The organism is Dactylosporangium siamense (assembly GCF_016862795.1).
Taxonomy (GTDB): Bacteria; Actinomycetota; Actinomycetes; order Mycobacteriales; family Micromonosporaceae; genus Dactylosporangium; species Dactylosporangium siamense.
The window spans coordinates 97,650-119,731 of the sequence record NZ_BONQ01000156.1; the positions used below are offsets into that span (position 1 = coordinate 97,650).

Here is a 22,082-nt window from a genome sequence, read left to right on the forward strand (position 1 = left end):
CCCCGTCGATGCGCGGTAGCGTCGCCGCATGACCCAGGTCCGTCCCATGCGTGAGCTTGCACCGCACCTGGTCTGGGAGGCGGTGCTCCTGCTCGCCGCCGGCGCCGTCGTCGCCGGCCAGTACAACGCCAACTCCGACGTGTTCAGCCGGGGGCAGGTGTGGGGCGGGATCGCGATCCTCGGCTTCGCCGCCTGCGGCCTGGCCCTGTCGCTGCGCACCGCCACCCCCAACCTGGCGATCGGGTCGATCGCCGTGCTGTCCGGCTGGGTGTTCGCCAAGATGGTCAACGACGGCACGTCCGTGACCGTCGCGTTCATCGTCGCGGTCCTCGCGGCCGCCGGGGTCGGCGTGCTGCTCGCCCTGCTCGTCGGGCTCACCGCGCTGCCCGCCTGGGGCGTGACCCTCGGCGGCGGCTTCATCGTTTCGGCGGCGCTGCTCGAGGCGACCGAGGGCCGGCTGGTCCCCGTGACCGGTGACGGCCGCTCGTCGTCCTTCGGGGTGTGGGCCGCGGTCTTCGTCGTCGTCTCCCTCGCCGGCGCGGTCCTGTTCACGCTGCCCGCCGTCCGCGGGTTCCTGTCCGCGAACCGCCCGGTCGCCGGCGGTGACGACCCCGGCCGGTGGCGCCCGGCGAAGCTGGTGGGCGCGCTCGTCGGCGTCACCGGATCCGCCGTCCTGGCCGGCGTGTCCGGCGTGCTGTCGGCCCGCCTGACCAGCGCGGCCGCCTTCAGCGACAGCGGCCAGCTGCCGTACGCGCTCGCCGCGGTCCTCCTCGGTGGGGTGAGCCTGTTCGGTCGGCGGGCCGGCGTGTTCGGGGTCGTGCTCGGTGTCGTCATTGTCGACGGGGTACGCCGCTGGGAGGTGCTCGAAGGTGCCAGCGCGGCGATCGCGCTGCTGACGACCGGAGCGCTGGCGGTCGTCGGACTGATCGCGGTGTGGCTGCTGGAGCTGCTCGGCCGCCGCTTCGCCCCGCTGGCCGCAACCGCCGGCGGGTCGCCGGCACCTGGTGGCTTCCCGCCGGCACCCGCTGGCTTCCCGCCGCCGGCGTTCGCCTATCCGCCCGGTTCGCCGGCGGGCATCCCGGCGCAGTCGGCCGGTGGCTTCCCGCCGCCCCCGCTGCCGACGTCGGGCGGACCCGCGTTCGGTCAGCCTACGTATCCGCCCCCGCCGGGGCCGGTGATCCCGCAGCCGTGGACGGTCCCCGGCACGGGCGGCGCCGCGCCGCAGGTGCCGTCGCAGCCCGTCTCGCCGCCGGTGAGCGGGCCGCCCAACTCGGACCCGCCGCCCGGCTACCCGCAGACGCCGCCGCCGAGCTGGCCCCCGGCGCCGAACAACTGACTCACATGGAAGGCTCGACCAGGGCCGGGTGGCGCGACCCGACGGGGGCGAACCATGCCTCCTTCGCGTCGCGCAACGCCATCTCGACCCGCAGCCGCGAGTACGGCTCCAGCTCCGGCAGCTCCGTCGGCTCGAACCAGCCGACATCGAGGGACTCGTCGTCGTTGACGCGCGCGGTGCCACCGACGGCGCGGCACAGGAACGTGATGCTCAGGTACTCGCACCGGTCGCCGTTGGGGTAGTCCACCGGGTGGGTGGCCACGCCGAGGATCCGTTCGACCGTCACGTCGACGCCGGTCTCCTCGTGCACCTCCCGCACGATCGTGTCGGCGGGCTGCTCCCCGGGCTCGACCATGCCCGCGACGACGGCCCAGCGGCCGGTGTCGCTGCGCCGGGCGAACAGCAGCCGGCCGCGGTCGTCCACGACGATCGCGCCGACGCCCGGCAGGAGCAGCAGGTCGTGACCGATATGCGTGCGCATGACCCGGATGTAGTCAGGAATCCCCATCCGGCGAACCTACCGGCACGTCGGGCCGCACGGTGCCCAGCACCCGCGTCACCGCTATCAGGATGACGACCCGCGCCGGGTTCGGCCGGGGCGTCCGGTACCGCTGGGCGTAGCGGTGCTCGGCGTCCGCGACGGCGCCGGGATCCGTCTCGATGACGGCGGTGCCCTCCAGGGTCGTCCAGCGGCGCCCGTCGACCTGGCAGACCGCGACGCGTGGGTTGCCGCGGACGTTGCGGACCTTCTGCGACGTGCCGGACGTGATCACCCGCGCGAGGCCGGTGCCCGGGTCGTACGTGACGCCGACCGGCGCCACGTGCGGGGTCCCGTCGGCCCGGATCGTCGTGATCGTGCACAGGTGCCGCTCGGTCCAGAACCCGTCGTCGCTCACCTGACGCTGACCTTCCCGTCGCGCACGTCGATGTGGCGGTTCGTGCTGACCGCCGCCAGCATCCGCCGGTCGTGGGTGACCAGCAGCAACGTGCCCGGATACCCGTCGAGCGCCGACTCCAGCTGCTCGATCGCGGGCAGGTCCAGGTGGTTCGTCGGCTCGTCCAGGACGAGCAGGTTGACCCCGCGGCCCTGCAACAGGGCGAGGGCCGCCCGGGTGCGCTCGCCGGGGGACAGGCTCGCCGCGGGGCGCAGCACGTGGTGCGCCTTGAGCCCGAACTTCGCCAGCAGCGTCCGCACGTCGGCCGGCTGCAGGTCCGGCACGGCGGCGCAGAACGCGTCCAGCAACGGTTGATCGTTGAGGAACAGGCCGCGGGCCTGGTCGACCTCGCCGACCACGACCCCCGGGCCGAGCGCGGCGGTGCCGCTGGTCAGCGGGATCCGCTGCAGCATCGCGCCGAGCAGCGTGGACTTGCCGGCGCCGTTGGCGCCCGTGATCGCGACCCGATCGGCCCAGTCGACCTGCAGGTCCACCGGTCCGAGCGTGAACCCGCCCCTGGTCACCACGGCCCGGTTCAGCGTCGCCACGATCGCACCCGCCCGTGGCGCGGCGGCGATCTCCATCCGCAGCTGCCACTCCTTGCGGGGCTCCTCGACCACCTCGAGCCGTTCGATCATCCGGTCGGTCTGGCGGGCCTTCGCCGCCTGCTTCTCCGTCCCCTCGATCTTCTTGCTCTTGCCGATCTTGTCGTTGTCGGGCTGCTTGCGCCGGGCGTTCTTCACGCCCTTCTCCATCCACGCGCGCTGCATCCGGGCCCGCGCCTCGAGGTCGGACTTCTTGTCGTCGTACTCGTCGTACGCCTCCCGGGCCCGCCGCTTGGCGATCGCCTTCTCCTCCAGGTACGCCGCGTAACCGCCGCCGAAGAAGTTGACCTGCTGCTGGGCGAGGTCCAGCTCCAGCACGCCCGTCGCGGTGCGGGCCAGGAACTCCCGGTCGTGGCTGACGATCACCACGCCCGCCTTGAGCCCCTGCACGAACCGTTCGAGCCGCTCCAGGCCGTCGAGGTCCAGGTCGTTGGTCGGCTCGTCGAGCAGGAACACGTCGTATCGCGAGAGCAGCAGCGACGCCATCCCGGCCCGCGCGGCCTGACCGCCGGACAGTGCGGTCATCGGCAGGTCCAGGTCCACGGCGAGCCCCAGGTCGGCGGCGACCGCCGCGGCGCGTTCGTCCAGGTCGGCGCCGCCGAGGGCGAGCCAGCGCTCCAGGGCGTCGCCGTATTCGTCCGGATCCTGCTCGATCCGCTCCGCGGCGTCGTCCATGCGCTTCTGGGACTCGGCGACCCCGGTGCGGCGGGCCAGGAACTGCAGCAGCGACTCGCCCTCGCGGCGGTCCGGCTCCTGCGGCAGGTACCCGATGATCGCAGTGGGTGGGTTGAGCCCGAACCCTCCCGCCTCGGTCGGCAGCAGCCCGGCGAGCGTGCGCAGCAGCGTCGACTTGCCCGCCCCGTTGGCCCCGACCAGGCCGATCACGTCGCCCGGCGCGACGACCAGGTTCAGTCCGGAGAACAACGCCCGATCGCCGTGACCGGCCGCGAGCTCCTTCACCACGAGCGTGGCGCTCACCCAGTTACCTCCCAAGTCTTGTCGTACCCCGGGCATATTGTGTCTGAGCGGGCCGGGGCTTCTCGGCAGGGCTTCTCCGCATGGCTTCTCCGCATGGAGTAGCGTGATTTCCGGAACGCGATCGGCTCGTAACGAGCTTTGGTGTTTGGGGGACGGTTTGAGCACGACGACGGCCGACGACACGGCCTTGACCCACCGCCAGATCCTCACGATCCTGGGCGGTCTGATGATGGCGATGTTCCTCGCCGCCCTCGATCAGACCATCGTGTCCACGGCCATGCGGACCATCGCCGACGACCTGGGCGGCTTCTCCATCCAGGCGTGGGCGACGACGGCGTTCCTCATCACGTCCACGATCGCGACCCCGCTGTATGGGAAGCTGTCGGACATCTACGGCCGCAAGCCGTTCATCCTGTTCGCCATCGGCATCTTCATCCTCGGCTCGGTCCTGTGCGGCCTCGCCGGGTCCGTCTACCAGCTCGCCGCGTTCCGCGCCGTGCAGGGCATCGGCGCCGGTGGCCTGTTCTCCCTGGCGTTCGCCATCATCGGCGACGTCGTCCCGCCCCGCGAGCGGGCCAAGTATCAAGGCTACTTCCTCGCCGTGTTCGGCACCTCCAGCGTCCTGGGCCCGGTCCTCGGCGGCTTCTTCGCCGGCGCCGACAGTATCCTCGGCGTCACCGGCTGGCGCTGGATCTTCTACATCAACGTGCCGATCGCCCTCGCCGCGTTCCTCGTGGTCATGCGCGTGCTGCACATCCCGCACCGCCGCCAGGACCACCGCATCGACTGGCCCGGCGCGGTCGCGCTGGTCATCTGCCTGGTGCCGCTGCTGACCGTCGCCGAGCAGGGCCGCGAGTGGGGCTGGGACTCCGGCAGGTCCCTGCTGTGCTACGGCATCGGCGTCGTCGGCCTGGTGCTGTTCCTCGTCACCGAGTGGTCCTACAAGGACGAGGCGCTGCTGCCGCTGCGCCTGTTCCGGGGCCGCACCTTCTCCGTCGCCTCGACCAGCAGCTTCATCCTCGGCATCGCGATGTTCGGCGGCCTGCTGACCCTCCCGCTCTACCTGCAGATCGTGAAGGGCGCCAGCCCCACCGAGGCCGGCCTCATGCTCCTGCCGCTGGTCCTCGGCATCATGAGCGGCTCGATCATCTCCGGCCAGGTCATCGCCCGCACCGGCAAGTACCGCAAGTTCCCCATCATCGGTTCCCTGCTGATGGTCGCCGCGCTCGCCCTGTTCTCCCGGATCGGCGCCGACACCCCGCTCTGGCAGACGATGCTGGTCATGGCCCTCATGGGCCTCGGCCTCGGCGGCAACATGCAGCCGGTCATCACCGCCGCGCAGAATGCCGCCAACCCGCGTGAGATCGGCGTCGCCACCTCCACGGTGACGTTCTTCCGCTCGATGGGCGGCACCGTCGGCGCGGCGGTCTTCCTCTCGGTCCTGTTCAGCCTCCTGCCGGAGAAGACGAAGGCCGCCTTCACCGCCGCCCAGTCCACTCCCGAGTTCCAGGCCGCCGCGCGGGCCAACCCCGCCCAGGTCCAGGAGATCGCGCGGGCCGGCACCTCGGGCAGCGCCAGCGCCTTCAACGACACCTCGTTCGTCAACCGCCTCGCCGACGCCCTCGCCCACCCGTTCAAGGTCGGCTTCGCGGACTCGATGAGCGTCGTCTTCATGGTCGCCGCCGCCATCATGGTCGTCGGCTTCGTCGTCATCCTGTTCCTGCCCGAGGTCCCGCTGCGCTCCATGTCGGCCGCCCAGGAACGCGCCAAGGAGGAAGCCCAGGACGCCCGCGCCTCCGCCGCCGCCCCTGCCGCGTCAGCCGGGTTGCCGGGCCGCGATCTGGCCGGTAGCAGCTTGCCCGGCAGCGGAGTGAGCAGCGGCGGCAACGGGTCGAACGGGGGTGGGGGCTCGGCCGCCCATGCGGCGGACGACGTGGCGGAACCTCACGTCGGCCACACGCCCAGCCACGCGGCGGGCGCTCACGAAGCCGACGGGGAGGCCGGCGCGCACGACAACGTGGAGCCGCGCCACTCCCGCTGACCCCGGCGCCTGCCTGTCTGCGTTCGCCTGCCTGTCTCGCTGGCTGCGGTGGTTGCGCTGGTCGGCGGCTGGCGGGTGGTCGCGGTTCGGCGTTCTGGTCGTCGTGCCCTTCAAATATTCAGCTACAGGCGCGGGGACTTGATGGCTCCGCCCGGACGCTGGCGCGTCCGTGCGACAGGGTTGCGTGGTCACCGTGACTGCCGTCTTTGCGGTGATCCCAAGCCAGGTCCGCACTCGCATGATCCAGCGCCGTCGAGGTCGTCATTCGGTGGTGCCACGCCGTCGCTGGTTCAAAGCTTCGTACAAATCACCCGGATCTGGACGCCGGCACGGACCGCACCGCGAACTTTCGATCTTGTGTGCTTGATCGAAGTCGCTGAGTGGCCGCCCGGACGACCGCGGCGCTCCTTTGATCACGGGTGGGGCGGGAGATCGCCGTTAGGGCGCTGGTACTGCCCAGTCCATGCATTGACTCCGGTGACTTCCCCGTGATCCGGAAGATCCTGTGCACCCCGGGGTACACAAGATCTTCTGGATCATGGGACGTCAGGGGATGAGTGGGTATCTGAGGTTCTCGGCCTCGGCTCGGACGTGTGCTGGTGAGGCTTCCGGGTTGAGGGCACGGATGACGGCGTCGGTCAGGGGCCGGAGTGCGACGACGTGGTCGATCGCGGGCCGGGGGACGTCGACCTGGTAGACCTCCTCGGCGTGCTGGTGGTACTTCTCGGTGATGTCGTCGAAGAGGATGTCCAGGAGCCAGGAGCCGTCCGGATCGACCTCGACGTCAGAGGCGGGCCGGAAGTCGATGTTGTCGCCCGCGTGCCAGCGGTCGTCCTCGGTGCGCCGCCACAGAACGAAACTGGCGTAGAGGGTGCCGTCCGGGTGGCTGAAGGCGGGCTCGGTCACCTGGGAGCTGAACTCGTCGGGGAGGCCGTCGAGCAGGCCGGGCCACATGTGCCCGTTCGCCTGGAACAGCGGCGACTCGTGGTAGACGCCGCGGATGAAGACGCCGTCGGTGGTGAAGACGACGTCGTACTCCTCGCCGCTTCCGTTGCGCATCGAGGCGGCCTGGTCGATGCCCCAGGCGAGGTCGTAGGTGTAGTAGTCGCCCCCGACGATCACGTCGAGCATCGCCAGTGCCCTGCATCGTTGCCGCAGGACGTCGATGGAAGGCAGCTGGGCGGCGATGTCGTAGACGGTCACGCGCGGCATCGTACGCCGCAGATGATCAACGAAGCCGGGCGTCACATGGCCCAGTGGGCGTCGTGGCGGTGGTGGGCGGTGGAGGGGTCGACGTCGACGGTGCCGGTGGCGCGGTGTTGCTGGATGGCCAGGTGGCACTCGTCGCGGACCTGGGCGCGCTGGCGGCTGGTCCAGGTGATCAGGACGAACTCGCGGGTCGGGCCGGACACGAACCTGGTCCCCGGCACGTGCAGCGGGCGCCAGCCGCAGTGCGTCTGGCTCGGGGAGGCGAGGATCTGGCGCAGGTCGGGCGCGGGAGGCAGGTCGCATTGGGTGGTCGACGGGGCGGAGCCCCGTCGCGCCCGGCGGATGCCGGGGCCGAAAGGAAGATGAGGAAGAACAGCGAGACGGGCAGGGCCGGGGTAGTCAGTGGTGAACAGCGCGGCGCAGCGGTGGAGCGGATGCCACCAGGTGGCGCGGGTCCAGGACGGGGTGTGGTGATCGGTGCGTGACATGGTTGACCCCAATCGGGGCCGCGGGGTGCGGCCACTACTGGGGATGGGCGGTGAAATAGATCAGCACCCGCCGAGCTTACGGCGACACAGCGCGACCGTGGGGGCACGCTTGGGCTGAGGGGTGGTGGGCGGCGGTACACTACCGCCAGGCAAGGGATCGGGAGAGGGTCGGGCATGCAGGACGAGACGGATCCGGGACGCGTCGCGTTTCTCGCGCGGCCGCACCGTCCGGCGCTCGTCTCCAGGACGCTGACCGAGTTGCGCGGGCCGGTCCGTGGGGTGGTGGAGCTGCCGCAGCGGCTGATGTGGAACCCGCGGCGCGACTTCGACCTCAACAATCCCGACCTGCTGCTGTGGATGTATGAGAACGTGTTGCGTGAGGCGATCCGCCTCGAGGAGCTGCGCCGCTGGGTCAACGGGCGGCGGCTGGTCAGGGTGTGGCCGGAGTTGAACCTGCCGCGCGGGGTCCGCCTGGCGTGGGAGGCCCGCCACCAGCAGCTCCGCCTGCGGTAACCAAAGGTGACCGACAAAGGCACCGAACCCGGAAAGCCGCAGCCCGGAAAGCCGCAGCCCGGAAAGCCGCAGCCCGAAAAGCCAAAGCCCGAAAAGCCAAAGCCCGGAAAGACGACGGACCCGTTCTACACCGAGGTCGCCAGGATCGCGCTCGCGGTGGGGGAGCGGCACGGGTTCGTGCTCGGTGGCGGGTTCGCGTGGCTGATGAGCGGGCTCGTCAGCCGGCCGACCGAGGACGTCGACCTGTTCACCGACACCGACGGCGGGGCGGGCCGGGCGGCCGACGCCGTCTGTCAGGCGCTGCGGCACGCCGGCTACAGCGTCGCGGAGGAGGAGGCCGACGACCTTCTCGACCTGTTCGCCGGCTTCGACCAGCGCGAGTTCACCGTCGGCGACGGTGCCAGGACGGTGCGGTTGACGCTGAGCCGGCTGGACCGGACCGAGAGCCCGGTCATGATGGACGTCGGGCCGGTCATGCACCGCGACGACCTGATCGCCACGAAGGTCGCGGCGCTGGTCAACCGGCGGGAGGTCCGCGACTACATCGACGTCGCCGCGGCGCTGCAACATTACGACGTGGAGCAGTTGCTGGAGCTCGCCCGGCGGCAGGACCCGGGCCTCGAGGACGACGATGTCCACGCCGCGGGTCGCTACCTGGACCGGCTCGACGACGGCCGGTTCGCCTACTACGGGCTGACCCCCGAACGGGTCAGCGAGCTGCGGCAGCGCCTGCGAGCGTGGCCTCGGTAGACAGCACGTCCGCGAAACCGCGCAGGGTGCGGTCGACCTGGCGGCGGGCGGCGGGGCCCTTCCCGGTGAGGTACGCGGAGCCGGTCAGCTCCATCCGCTCGCGGCCGTTCGTGCCGAGGACCCGGGTCAGCAGCACCTTGCCCACACCGTCGACCTGCATGACGACCGGGTGGGCGCGGTGCTCGCCGAGACCGCACCGGTGTCCACGGGCGCACCATTCGGGGTGGTCGTACGGACGCATGCAACAACCTCCAAGACACAACACCAGTACCAACACCACCGAAGCTACGAGGCGCTACCAGCGGCAACTACGGATTGTGACGCGGACTACCGCAGCGTCACGCCAACGGGGGACCCGCGGCAGTGAGCCACGTCACCTGGCGGAAGGCGAGCACGCGGCACCCGGTACCGTGTCCCGGTGCCGAGCCGGAACGCCACCTATGAGCCCTACCGAACGGCACCAGAAGCACGAAGCGCACAAGCCAGAGGGCCGGAACAACAGCAGCAGGACCGGTTCCGCCCGGACATCGAAGGGCTGCGGGCCGTCGCGGTCCTGCTGGTGGTCGCGAACCACGCCGGGCTCGGGCTCGTGCACGGCGGGTATGTCGGCGTCGACGTCTTCTTCGTGATCTCCGGGTTCCTCATCACCCTGCACCTGTTCCGGGAGCTGCAGCGCACCGGGCGGATCGGCTTCGGCGCGTTCTACGGCCGGCGCATCGTGCGCCTCCTGCCCGCCTCGACGGTCGTCGTCATCGCCACCGTCGCCGCCGCGTGGACGTGGATGTCGCCGGTGCAGGCGAAGGCGGTGGTGTTCGACGCGCTGTCCGCGGCCGCGTACGGCATCAACGTCCGGCTCGCCGTCCTCGGCACCGACTACCTGTCCGCGGAGCTGGAGCCGTCGCCGCTGCAGCACTTCTGGTCCCTCGCCGTCGAGGAGCAGTTCTACTTCATCTGGCCGCTGCTGCTGATCGTCGCCGCCACCCGCAGGGCCAACCGGCGAAGCGCCGCGATCGCGCTGACCCTGCTGGGCGTGGTGTCCTTCGCGGTGTGCGTGTGGCAGACCGGGCACTCGCAGCCGTGGGCGTACTTCGGCATCCAGGCCCGCGCCTGGGAGCTGGCCGCCGGCGCTCTGGTCGCCCTGGCCGCCGAACGCCTGGCGAAAGCAAGGGGAACCGCGGCCCTGACGTGGCTCGGCCTTGCGGGCATCGTCGCCGCGGCGGTCATGTTCGACGAGACCACCCGGTTCCCCGGCATGGCGGCGCTGCTGCCGGTCGCCGGCGCCGTCCTCGTCATCGCCGGCGGTTGCGCGAAGAGCCCCAGAGGCGCGGTAGCGCTGCTCAAGACACCGCCGATGCAGGCGATCGGCAAGCTCTCCTACAGCTGGTACCTGTGGCACTGGCCGGCGCTGATGCTGGCCCCGCACATTGCCGGCGGTGAGTTGAACGTCTGGGCGAAGGCAGCCGTCGCGGTGGGCAGCCTGATCCCCGCGTGGCTGTCGCTGAAGCTGGTCGAGAACCGCGTCCGGTTCAACCCCGTGTTCAAGCGCCGCCCCAGAAGGGGGCTCGGCCTCGGCGCCATGCTCACGGCCCTCGCTTGTGGCGCCGCCGCGATCTTCCTCGGCCTGCCGAACGAGGTGCGGGGCGAGGGCACCGCCCAGGACACCGCGCAGGCCCTCGCACAGCAGAACGCCGTCAACGACGCGGCGGCGGAGGCGCGGCAGCTCGAAGAGGCCCGGAAGCGGCTGCTGGAGCTCATCGCCGCAGCGGAGACCACCAAGGCGATGCCGCAGAACCTCACGCCGCCCGTCACCGCCGCGACCGGCGACCGCCCGCAGGGGTCGAAGGACTGCCTCGCCTCCCTGGACGAGACGTCGATCAAGCCGGCACTTGCTCAGGGCTGCGACAAGCACGGCGACCCGCAGGGCAAGACGACGATGGTGCTGTTCGGCGACTCGCACACCGAGCAGTGGTTCGACGCCGTCGACGCGGTCGCGAAACGCAACCACCAGAAGCTGGTCGTGCTGACGAAGTCCGGGTGCACCCCCGCCGACGCGTACACGATCAAGGTCAACGCGCGCCGGGCCTTCACCGAGTGCGCCACCTGGCGCGAAGAGGCGTTCGCGAAGATCAAAGAGCTCAAACCGGCGCTGGTACTGATGTCGACCCGCACCTACGGCGACCCGCCCGTGGACAAGGCCGGCGCGGTGACGGTCGGGAAGGCGGAGGCCGACACCGCGTGGTCCCAGGCGCTGATCCGCTCCGCCAAGCGGGTCCAGCAACTCGGCGCCCGGCCGGTCATCATGCAGGACACACCGGACCCGCGCGGCACCAGCGTCCCGGACTGCGTCGCCGCGCACCCCGCGGCCGTCCAGCAGTGCGCGCTGAAGGTCGCCACCGCGATCTACGCCACCCGCAAGACCGCCAACGAGGACGCCGCGACGAAGGCCGGGTTCACCGTCATCGACCCCACCCCGTGGTTCTGCACCGACACGGTCTGCCCGGTCATCATCGGCAACGCCCTCGTCTACCGCGACGGCAGCCATGTCACGACCAGCTACATCAAGCTGCTCACCCCGCTGCTGCAGGCGGAGCTCAAGGGCTGACCGCTGCTGCAGGCGCAGCTCAAGGGCTGATCGTCTCGCGCTTCCACAGGTCGATCAGGCCGCGGAAGTGTGCGATGAACCGGTCGTGCTCGTGCGCCGGGTACGTGGCCCGCACCGTCGACACCAACAGATCGTCGAAGTCCGGCGAGGACACCCACTCGGCGACCAGCGACGGCACGTGCGGCAGCGCGGTGTCGCAGAACTCGCGGTAGTCGTCGACGGCGAGGTAGTCGTCGGCGATGCGGCGATACGCGGCGAGCTTGCCCCGGTAGTCCAGGGCCGGGTCGTCGGCGACGGCGAAGTAGCGGGCGGTGTCCAGGTCCAGGCTCGGCCGCCGGCCGGTGACCACGCAGAACGCCGACCAGCGCACCAGCGCGGTCATCGCCCACGGGAAGTAGTAGTGCAGGCTGGTGAGGGCGACATCCGGGCACGCGTTCGCGTAGTCGATGGGGTAGACCACGCCGTCGCGGACCAGGGACTCGCAGGAGTTGAACTCCCACCGGAAGAACGCGTTGACCAGGCGGGAGATCGTCACGACCTCGTCGCCGACGGCCGCGTCGAGGAAGTTGTGCTCGACCGCGTACCGCTCGTGCATCGGCAGCTCGGGGCGGAACTTCATCACCATCGTCTCGGGCCCGATCGTCAGGGACCGGGTGAACACGTCGTAGCCCTCGATCGACTGCTGCAGGTGCATGAGCCGCTCACCGGACTGGTCGTAGGCGGTGTGCAGCGCGGTCGAGTCCGTGATCCGGGACACCCCGACCCACGCGCCGCCGTCGTACGGCTTCATGAACAGCGGATACCCGATATCCTCGGCGACCGCGTCGAGGTCGAACGGCTGGTTGTACCGTTCCGCGGTGTAGGCCCACTTCGCGTGGTCGACCGGGTTCTTGTAGGGCACCAGCACCGTCTCCGGCACGTGCAGCCCGAGGCGCATCATCGCGCAGTACGCGGCGTGCTTCTCCATCGACTGGAACGTGAACGGGCTGTTGAGCAGGTACACGTCGTCCATCAGCGCGACCTTCTTCAGCCACTCGCGCGGGTGGTAGTACCAATAGGCCAGCCGGTCGATCACCAGGTCGTGCGACGGCTGGTCCCGCAGGTTGAACGGCTCGATGCTGACCCGCGAGGTCCGCAGGTCGTGCGCGGTGCCGTCACGGCCGCGGATCGGACCGATCCGGCCGATCAAGGTCTCGAACGCCCGTGGCCAGTCCTGCTCCGTGCCGAGCAGCAGGCCGATGAGATGGTCCATCCGTGAACTCCCGGAGCAGCGGTGGCAGGTGCGGGCGGAGTGCGTCGCGCCAGGTCGTCATCGAGTGACCGCCGGGCACCTCGACGAGCGGCACACCGAGCCGCCGCGCCATGGCCCGGTTGTTGTGCAGGTTCTCCTCGTCCCGCCCGCAGGTCAACACCGTCCGGGCCGCGGTCGGCGCGGCGACGTCGACGAAGTCCAGGATCCGCTGGAACCGGGGGAAACCGGCCTCCTGCGGGTCCAGCTCGGCGGTGAAGAAGCTCCCCGACTGCAGGAACAGCCCGTCGAACGTGCCGGGCCGGCGGTGCTCGGCGTGCAGCAGGGCCAGGGCGCCGAGGCTCGCGCCGAGCCCGACCAGGGGGCCGGCCGGCAGGTGCGGGAGCACCCGGTCGACGAGGGCGTCGGCGTAGGCGGGGTTCGCCGAATACCACTCGTTGCGGTCGCCGGGGGACAGCAGCGCCACGTGCGCGCCGCTCGCCACGCGGGTCAGCGCGGCGCCGTCCTCATAGGCGGGTCCGTCGTGCGCGACGAGGACCACGCCGGCGCCGCCGGCGGGCGACACCACCCGGACCTCCAGGGTGCCGCCCAGCACCGGCACGCACAACGCGGTCACTCACGCACCATAGGGCAGATGATCGCCGGACGCAGGACTCACGGGCTTGACGTCGGCGGGGGTGTCGGGCATGACGATCCAGAGGATGGGGTACGCCAGCACGGCCGTCCCGCCGGTGAGCAGCACGGCGAGCAGGAAGGCGGCACGGGCCATGGTCGGGTCGACGCCGAAGTACTCGGCGAGGCCGCCGATCACACCGGCGAGGGTGCGGTCGGCGCGGGAGCGGCGCAGGCGCTTGATCTCGGTCATGTCCCCAAGGTTGCCCGGTGGAAGGGCCTGACGACCTCGGGTGTGGCCCTGAACGATCCCTGAGTCCCTGTCCCGTAGTCCGGCTGTGATCCAGTGGAGGGTGGCCCTACGATTTCGCCCATGACGACCCCTCCACAGCCCGAATCGAACGTCCCGTCCCCTTCTGACGAACTGGTCGAGCTGGAACGCAGCACGGTCACCGTCGCCCGCTACTCCGACTACGCCTCGGCCCAGCGGGCCGTGGACTACCTCTCCGACAACGGCTTCCCCGTCGAGCGGACCGCGATCATCGGCACCGACCTGCGCCTGGTCGAAAACGTCCTCGGCCGGCTCACCATCGGCCGGGCCGCCATGGCCGGCGCGCTCAGCGGCGTCTGGTTCGGCCTCTTCCTCGGCATCCTGTTCACCCTGTTCAGCACGTCGTCGTGGGTCGGCATCATGCTCGCCGCGATCCTCGTCGGTGGCCTGTGGGGCGGCATCTTCGGCGCCCTCGCGCACGCCGCGACCGGCGGCCGGCGCGACTTCACGTCCCGCAGCTCCCTGCAGGCCGGCCAGTACGCGGTCACGGTGGAGGCCGAGGTCGCCGACGAGGCCCGCGTCCTGATCACCCGGGCGACCTGGCGGGCCGCGAACGGCTGACGGTTCCGGCTACGATCCACAGTCGTGGACGTCGATGAGCGGGTGCGGCAGGCGTTCGCGGTCGGTCAGCCACTGAACCTGGGCGGCGCCGACGTGCCCGCCGCCCTGCTCATGGAGCTGCTCACGGGGGAGCTGCCCACCCGCCGCGCGGCGCTGCGGCTGCACGAGGCGCGGGTCACCGGGAAGCTGGTGCTGTCCTTCGCCGAGGTGACCTGCCCGCTGCTGGTGCAGGAGAGCGAGTTCCTCGAGGCGCCGGACCTGTACTGGGCGCGCCTGGCCTTCACCGGGTTCCGCAACACCCGCCTGCCGGGCCTGCACGCGGCCGGGGTGACCGTCGCCGGGCACCTGCGGCTGTCGGGGATCCGGTGCACCGGCGTGATCAACCTCAGGGGCGCCAAGATCGCCGGTGGGTTGCTGCTGGACCGGGCGCACCTACTGCGTCCCGGCGGCACCGCGCTGCTGGCCGAGCGCCTTGAGCTCAGCGGCGACCTCGTCGCCGAGCACGGCTTCCGCGCCGAGGGCACGCTGCGGCTGTTCCAGGCCACCGTGACCGGCGGCATCCACCTCAACGACGCCACCGTCATCGCGCCACCGGCCGCGCCGGATGCCCCACTGGAGACGTTCGAGCACCTCGGCGACGGGGAGACGCTCACCCCGCGTCCCGGCGCCGCCATGGGCGTCGACCTGGACAGCGCGACCGTCCAGGGAGGCGTGTTCGGGCGCCACGCCACGGTCCACGGCGAGGTCAGCCTGCGCAACTCCACCATCGGCGGCGTCGCCACGTTCACCGGCGCGACCCTGCGCAACCCGGGCGCCGTCGCGATGCGGCTGGACCGCGCCGACGTCGCCGGCGGCGTCCACCTGCTCGGCGGCTGCTCGGTCGAGGGTGAGCTGCGCCTCGTCGGCACCCGCGTCGGGCGGATCCTGCGGCTTGCCGGCGCGACCCTCGCCAACCCCGGCGGCCACGCCCTGCGCGCCGACAACTGCACGGTCGACGGGCCGTTGGACTGCCGCGACGGGTTCACGGCGACCGGCGAGGTGTCGTTGCTCGAGGCGCGGGTGGACGGCGCGGTCTTCCTCGAGGGCGCCCGCCTCGACAACCCCGACGGGACCTCGCTGCGAGCCGCCTCGATCGTGGTCGCGTCGATGATGAACTGCTGCCGAGGGTTCACCGCGACCGGTCAGATCAGGCTGAGTTCGGCGCGGATCGGCGGCAAGCTCTGCTTCCTGGATGCGCACCTGCGCGAGCTCAAGTGCACCGGAGTCGAGGTGGCTGAGGTGGACCTGCGTTTCGCCGAGCCGCCGGCCGGCTGGCTCGACCTGCGCTACATGCGGGTCGGACGGCTGCGGGATGATCCTGCCACGTGGCCCGCCGACGTGCGGCTCGACGGTCTCACGTACCAGACGCTGAACCCGCTGCTGGAGCCCGCGCAGCGACTCCAATGGCTGGCGCGGACCCCCGACGGCCTGCCGCCGCAGCCCTACGAGCAGCTCGCCGCGGTCTACCGGCAGCTGGGCCACGACGAGGACGCCCGCACCGTGCTGCTCGCCAAGCAGCGCCGCCGTCGGGCGACCCGGCCGTGGTGGACGTGGCCGTGGAACTGGCTGCAGGACGTCACCGTCGGCTACGGGTACCGCCCCCAGCGCGCCGCCGTCTGGCTGCTCGCCCTGCTCGTCGTGGGCACCGCGGTGTTCACCGTGTGGCGGCCGGCGCCGGTCAATCCCGGTCAGCCGCCCGAGCTGCACCCGGTCGTCTACACCTTGGACCTGCTCCTGCCGATCATCGATTTCGGTCAGGAGTCCGCCTACCGCCCGACCGGCGCCGGGCAGTGGCTCGCGTTCGGGTTCATCATCGCCGGCTGGACCCTGGCCACCACCGTCGCAGCAGGCTTGACCAGGGTCCTGAGCCGGACCTGAGGGCGTCGATCTGGCGCAGGGCCTCGCCCTTCGGCAGGCGCCTGCGGCGCTTGGCGGGCCCCGCGTGCGCGGAGCAGAACCAGACGGCGTTGGGCGGATGGCCGACCCGGCCTCCCGGCAGTGGCCGCACCCCGCCGAAGTGCACCAGGACGAACCGCCGGTGCAGCGGCCCCGGCCTGGCGGTGCGCCGGTCGAGGCCGCAGACGTAGCACCTGGGCGGCATCATGCCGGCGCCTCAGCGGGCGTCCTGCCGGGGGATGACGACCTCGCGGACGATCAGCTGGACCGCGGCGACGACCGGGATCGCGATCAGCGCGCCGACGACGCCCATGAGCGCCACGCCGAGCAGCACCGACAGGATCGCGGCCAGGTCGCTGACCTTGACCGCCCGGCGCATCACCGTCGGGTAGATCAGGTAGTTCTCGACCTGCTGGTAGATGACGAAGAAGATGACGCAGGCGATGCCCGCCGGGATGCTGGTCGCGAAGCCGACGACGCTCACCACGATCGCGCCCAGGGTGGCGCCGATCTGCGGGATGAGGTCGGTGATCGCGATCAGCACCGCCAGGGCATAGGAGTACTTGATGTCGAGGATCAGCAGGAACACGAACGACGACAGCCCGGCGATGACCGCGATGGCGAGCGCGCCGCCGAGGTAGGCGCCGACCTTCGTCAGGATCTCGTCGCCGAGCAGGATGACCCGCGGGCGGCGGGACGCCGGGACGAGCTTGTAGCCGCCGTCCTTCAACCGGTCGAACGCGGCCATGAAGTACAGGGTGAGCACGACCACCGTCACGATGTTGAACAGCGCGCCGAACACGACCTGCGCGCCGCCCCAGACGCCGCCGAGGGCCTTGGTGACGTTGCCGGCGGTGGCCACGGCCTTCAGCTGGTCGAGCAGCTTGTAGTCCTCGTTGAGCTTGTTGAGCTGGTCCTGGTGGCGCAGGTTGTCGATGTAGATCGGCAGGTGCTCCACCAGCGCCCCGGTCTGCGTCACCAGCGGCGGGATGAGCGCGAGCAGGCCGCCGCACAGCAGCAGCATCGCGCCGAGCCCGACCGTGGCGACCGCGAGGACCCGTGGCACACCCCACCTGGTGAGCCGCACCACGGCGGGGTTGAGGCCGATGGCCAGGAACATCGCGATGAAGATGAGCACCAGGATCGAGCGGACCTGGTCGACCGCGAGGTACAGGCTGTAGGCCAGCAGCAGCCCGATCCCGCCGAACAGCCCGATGAGCAACGGCGAGCGCCGCATCGGCGGCCCCGGCGTGCCGAACCGCGGCGGCGGGATGACAATGATGTCGACGTCGTCGTCGGGCGTCTCGTCCGCCGGCGATTCGTTCTCGTCGTTCTCGACGTCTTGGTCGATGGACACCCGGACTCCCACAGCAAAGATGAAGAAAACGACCTTGGGGGCAGGGTACCGGGTGACGTCCAGGCAAGACCGCTAGCGTTAGCACATGGCTGATCTCGTGTACCCCCCGGTCATCGCGCTCGCGAAGACGATGTTCCGGCTGCTCAACATGCGCATCACCGTCGAGGGGGCCGAGCACGTGCCGACGACGGGTGGTGCGGTCATCGCCTGCAACCACGTGTCGTATCTCGACTTCATCTTCTGCGGTCTGGGCGCGAACCGCTCCAAGCGGCTGGTGCGGTTCATGGCCAAGGACTCGATCTTCCGGCACAAGATCGGTGGGCCGTTGATGCGCGGGATGCGGCACATCCCGGTGGACCGGGAGGCGGGCATGGCCTCGTACAAGTCGGCGCTGGAGAACCTGAAGGCCGGCGAGGTCGTCGGGGTGTTCCCGGAGGCGACGATCAGCCAGTCGTTCACGGTGAAGGACATGAAGTCGGGCGCGGCCCGGCTTGCCGCCGCCACGGGCACGCCGCTGGTGCCGATGGTGTTGTGGGGGACGCAGCGGTTCTGGACGAAGGGTCACCCGAAGAATCTCACCCAGCGTGGGGTGCCGATCACGATCATCGCCGGGGAACCACTGCACCCGACCCGCAAGGACAACGCCGACGCGGTGACCGCGGAGCTTCGGACCCGAATGACCACGATGCTGGACCGGGCCCAGCGGGAGTACCCGCATCAGCCCGACGGCGTGTTCTGGCAGCCCGCGCACCTCGGCGGGACCGCGCCGACGCCGGAGTCCCTTCTGGCCGCCGACTAGCCGAGCATGTTTCACTCAGTACCGACCGAGCTGCTGCTCCCGCATTCAACGGAGGTTCCGTGACGACCGAGCCCACCGCCACCCTGGCCCTGCTCAACGAGCTGGAGCCGGTGGTCGAGGCCAACCTCAACCGTCACCTGGCCACGGCCAAGGAATGGTTCCCGCACGAGTACGTGCCGTGGAGCCAGGGCCGCGACTTCGACGGCGTGCTCGGTGGTGAGGCGTGGGAGCCCGGCCAGTCGAAGCTGTCCGAGGTGGCCCGCATCTCGCTCATCGTGAACCTGCTCACCGAGGACAACCTGCCCAGCTACCACCACGAGATCGCCACGATCTTCGGCCGGGACGGCGCGTGGGGCACCTGGGTGCACCGGTGGACCGCGGAGGAGGGCCGGCACGGCGTCGCCATCCGTGACTACCTCCTGGCCACCCGGGCCGTCGACCCGGTCGCGCTGGAGCGGGCCCGGATGACGCACATGGAGGTCGGCTTCACCAACGCCTACGACGGGCTGATCGAGTCGGTGGCGTACGTGTCGTTCCAGGAGCTGGCGACCCGGGTGTCGCACCGCAACACCGGCACGGCCAGCGGCGACCCGCTCTGCGAGCAGCTGCTCGTGAAGGTCGCCAACGACGAGAACCTCCACATGATCTTCTACCGCAACCTGCTCAACGCGGCGTTCGACGTGGCGCCCAACACCACCATGCGGGCCATCACGAAGGTCGCCAAGTCGTTTCAGATGCCGGGCCACACCATCGAGAACTTCGGCCGCAAGTCGGTCCAGATCGCGATGGCCGGCATCTACGACCTGCGCCTGCACCACGACGACGTGCTGATCCCGGTGCTGCGTCAGGTGAAGGCGTTCGACCGGTCCGAGCTGTCCGGCGACGGCGAGGCCGCGCGCGAGGAACTGTCCACGTTCCTGGCCGGGCTCGACGCCCAGGCGAGCAAGTTCGTGGAGCGGCGCGAGGCCACCAGGGCCCGTCAGTCCGCCCGGGCCGCCGTCTAGACGCGGTTACTCTTCGGGTACGCTCCAACGACCGTTCCGTGCCCGTCACTGCCCGTCTGACCGTTTTACACGCGGAATTCAGGTTGCCGACGGGTCCGGAAGTAACTCCCTGTACCGGAAGGCAGCATCGTCATGGCCAGACGCGTGATCCATGAGCTGATCGACGACCTCGACGGCGAACTCGCCGACGAGAGTGTCAGCTTCGGCCTCGACGGCGTGCAGTACACGATCGACCTGTCCAACAAGCACGCGGCCGAACTGCGCGACGCCCTCGCGCCGTTCGTCGGTGCCGCGAGCAAGGTCGGTCGTCTCACCCCGGCATCCGCCGCCGCTCCGGCTCGTCCGGGCGGCCGGGTCCGGCCGGTCCTGTCCGCCCGCGCCGAGCGGGAGCAGAACCGGGCCATCCGTGAATGGGCCCTGTCGAAGGGCATCGAGGTGTCCGACCGCGGCCGGATCCGTTCGGATCTCGTCGAGCGGTACCACGCCGAGGCAGGACATTGAAGGTTCGTCGCCACACCCGCTGAGGGCATCCCGTTACGGGGTGCCCTCAGTGCGTTTTCCTGCCCGGGTCAGGGTGAGCAGCGCCACACCGGCCAGCAGCATGACGGCACCGGTGCCTGCGATGCCGCCGACCGGGTCGCCGGTCACCGCCAGCATCCCTGCCCCGGCGTCGCCGAACGCGGTCACGCTGTACGCCTCGGCGACGGTGAGCGCCATCGTCAGGTACCGCGCGGCCCCGTCGCCGTCGACCCCGGCCACGACCAGGGTGTGCGCGCCGTGGAGGTCCGCCGGCACCGACACCGGCACGCTGAACGCCCCCGTGCCGTCGGTCATCGTGGTGGCCAGCAGGTGCGGGTCTGAGTACAGCGCGACCTTGACCGTCGAGTGCGGCGCGAACCCGGACCCGCTGACCGTGAACGTCTCACCCGGCGCCACCGTGTCACCGCTGGAGCTGCCGATGCCGCCGGCCCCCACCGGCACGCTCGCCGGGAGCGTCACCTCCTCGGGCGTCGCCACCTGTGCCGGCACGCTCCACGCCGAGTTCCGCCCGTGCCGGCCCAGTGCCTTCACCGCCACCGTGTACGTGTCGCCCCACTTCAACCCGCTGATCGTGCACGTGTTGCCGTCGACGGACTCGCACACGCCCTGGTCGCCGCCCACCGTCGAGGTCGCCAGGGCCTGGAACCTCGCCACCCCGGTCCCCGGCGCGCCGGCCACCCACGACACGGTGATCGCCTCGATCCGCGCCACGGCGGTCACCCCCGTCGGCTCGCCCGGCGCCAGGCTCGGCGTGGCGACGGCCGTGACCCACGCCGACCCGCCCGAGCCGCCGGTGCCGTCGGTCCGGACGCGCACGGTGTACGGGGTGCCGTTGGTCAACCCGCTGATCGTGCAGTGCACCTCGGTGGTGACGCAGTCCAGCCCCGCGTCCTCCTCGACGTGCACCGTGTAACCGGCGACCCCGTCGTGCGGCCAGGGCGCCCGCCACTCGACCATGAGCTGCCGGTCGCCCGGCGTCACGACCAGCTCGACCGGCTCCCCGGGCGCGGCCGACAGCACCCCGCCCCCGCCCGGCGGTGCCGTCACGACCGGCATCGTCGGCGCGGTCGACGCGGTCGGCGGCGCCGAGCCGCTGATGACGACGACGTCGGAGCTGGCGGGGCTGGACGGCGCGACCGCCCCGGCGCCGCCGTACGCGACGACCCGCACCACGTATGCCCCACCTGCCGCCACCCCGGCGCCGATGTCGCAGGCCGCCGTGGACGGCAGCGCCCCGAGACAGCTGCCGTCGGCGATGCCCTGCCGGTCGTACGCGGTCGCGACGTAGTGATCGACCCCGCTGCCGTCGTGCACCCAGGCCACCCGCAGCCCGTGGTCCACGGCCGTCACGGACACCAGTTCCGGCGCCGAGGGTGCCGTGGCGCCGCCGGCGGCAGCGCTCGCGGCGCGGCCGGCGGCCGTCGCGTCGTCGACGGTGTCGAGCGGGTTGCCGTCGGCATCGACCGGTTCACTGGCCGCGGCTGCGGTGTCGCCCTGGCCGTCATGGCCGGCAACCCCATCGTCCGCCACGGTCCCGTCGTCGGCCGGGTTTCCGTTGCCGGCCCAGGTGCCGTCGTCGTTCGTGTCGCCGGTGCCGTCCTGGCTGCCGTCTCCGCTGCCCGGCGCGCCGCTACCTGCCGACGGTGACGGGTCGGTGCCGGTGGGAGACGGCGACGGGTCGGTGCTCCGCGTCGCCTGCGCCGCCGGGTCGAGGCCGTTCGCCGTCCCGCCGGTCGGCCCCGGTGATCCGGTGTCGCCCGCTCTCTGCGCCTTCGCCTTCGGTGTCGACGTCGTCCGCACCGCTGTTCCCGGCGCCGGGGACGGCCCGCCGGTCGCCGCTGCCGACGGTCCGGGCGTGGCGCCGATCTGACCCATGAGCCCGCCGAACGCCGGACCGCCCGTGATGGCGAACCCGATGAGGCCCGCCGTCAGGATGGTGAGGCCGACGCGCTTCCCGTCGCGCCCCGTGGCATTCGACGTCAACCCGGACTGCTCGCGCATCCCGTCCCCCGTCACCGACGATCGCCCACGCCCAGCAAGACGTGAACACGCTTCGCAATCTAACCACTACGCTTCGTGCCCACCCCGCAAACCCGAGTTCCAAGAGTCGGCAGACCCCAGGAAGCCCCGCAACCGGAAGTCAGGGCGACCCCAGGATCACTCGACGCCCCGCAGGACACGGCAAACGATCTTGCCCCCAAGATCGAAGGAGCGCACCGGCCGCGCGGACAGCTGTC

Annotated in this window: 21 protein-coding genes; 10 read left to right on the top strand and 11 right to left on the bottom strand. The window is 71.1% G+C overall.

The features are described 5' to 3' along the window. Positions 1-46: 46 nt before the first annotated feature. On the top strand, positions 47-1,336 hold the full coding sequence (locus Dsi01nite_RS48010) for a hypothetical protein (RefSeq protein WP_203853179.1): 1,290 nt from the start codon (positions 47-49) through the stop codon (positions 1,334-1,336). Position 1,337: 1 nt separating this feature from the next. Here the strand turns inward: Dsi01nite_RS48010 and Dsi01nite_RS48015 are convergent, their stop codons facing one another. Genes Dsi01nite_RS48015 through Dsi01nite_RS48025 form a run of 3 tightly spaced genes read right to left on the bottom strand, consistent with a single transcriptional unit; the run spans position 1,338 to position 3,854 of the window. Further along, positions 1,338-1,844 (bottom strand): NUDIX hydrolase, encoded by a 507-nt coding sequence (locus tag Dsi01nite_RS48015; protein ID WP_203853180.1) that lies wholly within the window; start codon positions 1,842-1,844, stop codon positions 1,338-1,340. Continuing rightward, complete coding sequence (locus Dsi01nite_RS48020; protein WP_203853181.1) at positions 1,831-2,232, bottom strand: PPOX class F420-dependent oxidoreductase; 402 nt, start codon at positions 2,230-2,232, stop codon at positions 1,831-1,833. Before Dsi01nite_RS48020 ends, Dsi01nite_RS48015 begins: the two co-directional genes overlap by 14 nt. Next, positions 2,229-3,854 (bottom strand): ABC-F family ATP-binding cassette domain-containing protein, encoded by a 1,626-nt coding sequence (locus tag Dsi01nite_RS48025; protein ID WP_203853182.1) that lies wholly within the window; start codon positions 3,852-3,854, stop codon positions 2,229-2,231. Before Dsi01nite_RS48025 ends, Dsi01nite_RS48020 begins: the two co-directional genes overlap by 4 nt. Positions 3,855-4,011: 157 nt before the next feature. Here Dsi01nite_RS48025 and Dsi01nite_RS48030 point away from each other — a divergent pair, with 157 nt between their 5' ends. Continuing rightward, a complete protein-coding gene (locus Dsi01nite_RS48030) occupies positions 4,012-5,895 on the top strand; it encodes an MDR family MFS transporter (RefSeq protein WP_239136842.1) in 1,884 nt (627 codons plus the stop codon). Positions 5,896-6,441: 546 nt separating this feature from the next. Here Dsi01nite_RS48030 and Dsi01nite_RS48035 read toward each other — a convergent pair. Then, positions 6,442-7,098: a hypothetical protein gene (locus Dsi01nite_RS48035; RefSeq protein WP_203853183.1), complete on the bottom strand. Its 657-nt coding sequence runs from the start codon at positions 7,096-7,098 to the stop codon at positions 6,442-6,444. A 41-nt stretch (positions 7,099-7,139) separates the two neighbouring features. After that, on the bottom strand, positions 7,140-7,592 hold the full coding sequence (locus Dsi01nite_RS48040) for a hypothetical protein (RefSeq protein WP_203853184.1): 453 nt from the start codon (positions 7,590-7,592) through the stop codon (positions 7,140-7,142). Positions 7,593-7,766: 174 nt separating this feature from the next. Here Dsi01nite_RS48040 and Dsi01nite_RS48045 point away from each other — a divergent pair, with 174 nt between their 5' ends. Together Dsi01nite_RS48045 and Dsi01nite_RS48050 are read left to right on the top strand one after the other, a co-directional pair. Further along, positions 7,767-8,105 carry a hypothetical protein gene (locus tag Dsi01nite_RS48045; protein ID WP_203853185.1) on the top strand — a complete coding sequence of 113 codons (339 nt, stop codon included), beginning with the start codon at positions 7,767-7,769 and terminating at the stop codon, positions 8,103-8,105. Between the two features lie 144 nt (positions 8,106-8,249). Beyond that, a complete protein-coding gene (locus tag Dsi01nite_RS48050) occupies positions 8,250-8,855 on the top strand; it encodes a nucleotidyl transferase AbiEii/AbiGii toxin family protein (RefSeq protein WP_203853201.1) in 606 nt (201 codons plus the stop codon). Here the strand turns inward: Dsi01nite_RS48050 and Dsi01nite_RS48055 are convergent. Next, positions 8,815-9,096, bottom strand: a complete 282-nt coding sequence (locus Dsi01nite_RS48055) for a hypothetical protein (protein ID WP_203853186.1) — start codon at positions 9,094-9,096, stop codon at positions 8,815-8,817. The two genes, Dsi01nite_RS48050 and Dsi01nite_RS48055, sit on opposite strands and share 41 nt — an antisense overlap. 177 nt (positions 9,097-9,273) lie before the next feature. Here Dsi01nite_RS48055 and Dsi01nite_RS48060 point away from each other — a divergent pair, with 177 nt between their 5' ends. Then, positions 9,274-11,457, top strand: coding sequence for an acyltransferase family protein (locus Dsi01nite_RS48060; protein WP_203853187.1), 2,184 nt, complete (start codon positions 9,274-9,276; stop codon positions 11,455-11,457). Positions 11,458-11,476: 19 nt separating this feature from the next. On the opposite strand, the gene Dsi01nite_RS48065 is transcribed toward Dsi01nite_RS48060, so the two are convergent. From Dsi01nite_RS48065 to Dsi01nite_RS48075, 3 genes are read right to left on the bottom strand one after another with little or no spacing between them, the layout of a single operon-like run. Then, the gene (locus tag Dsi01nite_RS48065) at positions 11,477-12,709 is read right to left on the bottom strand and encodes an ATP-grasp domain-containing protein (protein WP_203853188.1); all 1,233 of its coding nucleotides are present in this window, start codon (positions 12,707-12,709) and stop codon (positions 11,477-11,479) included. Then, entirely contained in the window at positions 12,612-13,322 is a 711-nt protein-coding gene (locus Dsi01nite_RS48070) for an alpha/beta hydrolase (RefSeq protein WP_203853189.1), read from the bottom strand. The genes Dsi01nite_RS48065 and Dsi01nite_RS48070 overlap by 98 nt, the downstream gene beginning before the upstream one ends. Then, a complete protein-coding gene (locus tag Dsi01nite_RS48075; protein ID WP_203853190.1) occupies positions 13,323-13,571 on the bottom strand; it encodes a PspC domain-containing protein in 249 nt (82 codons plus the stop codon). Positions 13,572-13,691: 120 nt separating this feature from the next. Here Dsi01nite_RS48075 and Dsi01nite_RS48080 point away from each other — a divergent pair, with 120 nt between their 5' ends. Together Dsi01nite_RS48080 and Dsi01nite_RS48085 are read left to right on the top strand one after the other, a co-directional pair. Continuing rightward, complete coding sequence (locus Dsi01nite_RS48080) at positions 13,692-14,210, top strand: YflT domain-containing protein (protein WP_203853191.1); 519 nt, start codon at positions 13,692-13,694, stop codon at positions 14,208-14,210. A gap of 24 nt (positions 14,211-14,234) precedes the next feature. Continuing rightward, positions 14,235-16,127, top strand: coding sequence for a hypothetical protein (locus tag Dsi01nite_RS48085; protein ID WP_203853192.1), 1,893 nt, complete (start codon positions 14,235-14,237; stop codon positions 16,125-16,127). 235 nt (positions 16,128-16,362) lie between these two features. Here the strand turns inward: Dsi01nite_RS48085 and Dsi01nite_RS48090 are convergent, their stop codons facing one another. Beyond that, positions 16,363-17,427: an AI-2E family transporter gene (locus Dsi01nite_RS48090; protein ID WP_239136845.1), complete on the bottom strand. Its 1,065-nt coding sequence runs from the start codon at positions 17,425-17,427 to the stop codon at positions 16,363-16,365. A 160-nt stretch (positions 17,428-17,587) separates the two neighbouring features. Between Dsi01nite_RS48090 and Dsi01nite_RS48095 the strand changes: the two genes are divergently transcribed. The 3 genes from Dsi01nite_RS48095 to Dsi01nite_RS48105 all read left to right on the top strand — a co-directional run bounded on the left by Dsi01nite_RS48095 (position 17,588) and on the right by Dsi01nite_RS48105 (position 19,806). Continuing rightward, on the top strand, positions 17,588-18,301 hold the full coding sequence (locus Dsi01nite_RS48095; RefSeq protein ID WP_203853193.1) for a lysophospholipid acyltransferase family protein: 714 nt from the start codon (positions 17,588-17,590) through the stop codon (positions 18,299-18,301). Positions 18,302-18,360: 59 nt separating this feature from the next. Beyond that, positions 18,361-19,305 carry an acyl-ACP desaturase gene (locus Dsi01nite_RS48100; protein ID WP_239136844.1) on the top strand — a complete coding sequence of 315 codons (945 nt, stop codon included), beginning with the start codon at positions 18,361-18,363 and terminating at the stop codon, positions 19,303-19,305. A gap of 132 nt (positions 19,306-19,437) precedes the next feature. Beyond that, positions 19,438-19,806: a histone-like nucleoid-structuring protein Lsr2 gene (locus Dsi01nite_RS48105; protein WP_203853194.1), complete on the top strand. Its 369-nt coding sequence runs from the start codon at positions 19,438-19,440 to the stop codon at positions 19,804-19,806. Between the two features lie 33 nt (positions 19,807-19,839). Here the strand turns inward: Dsi01nite_RS48105 and Dsi01nite_RS48110 are convergent, their stop codons facing one another. After that, positions 19,840-21,861 (bottom strand): fibronectin type III domain-containing protein, encoded by a 2,022-nt coding sequence (locus Dsi01nite_RS48110; protein ID WP_203853195.1) that lies wholly within the window; start codon positions 21,859-21,861, stop codon positions 19,840-19,842. Positions 21,862-22,082 lie beyond the last annotated feature (221 nt).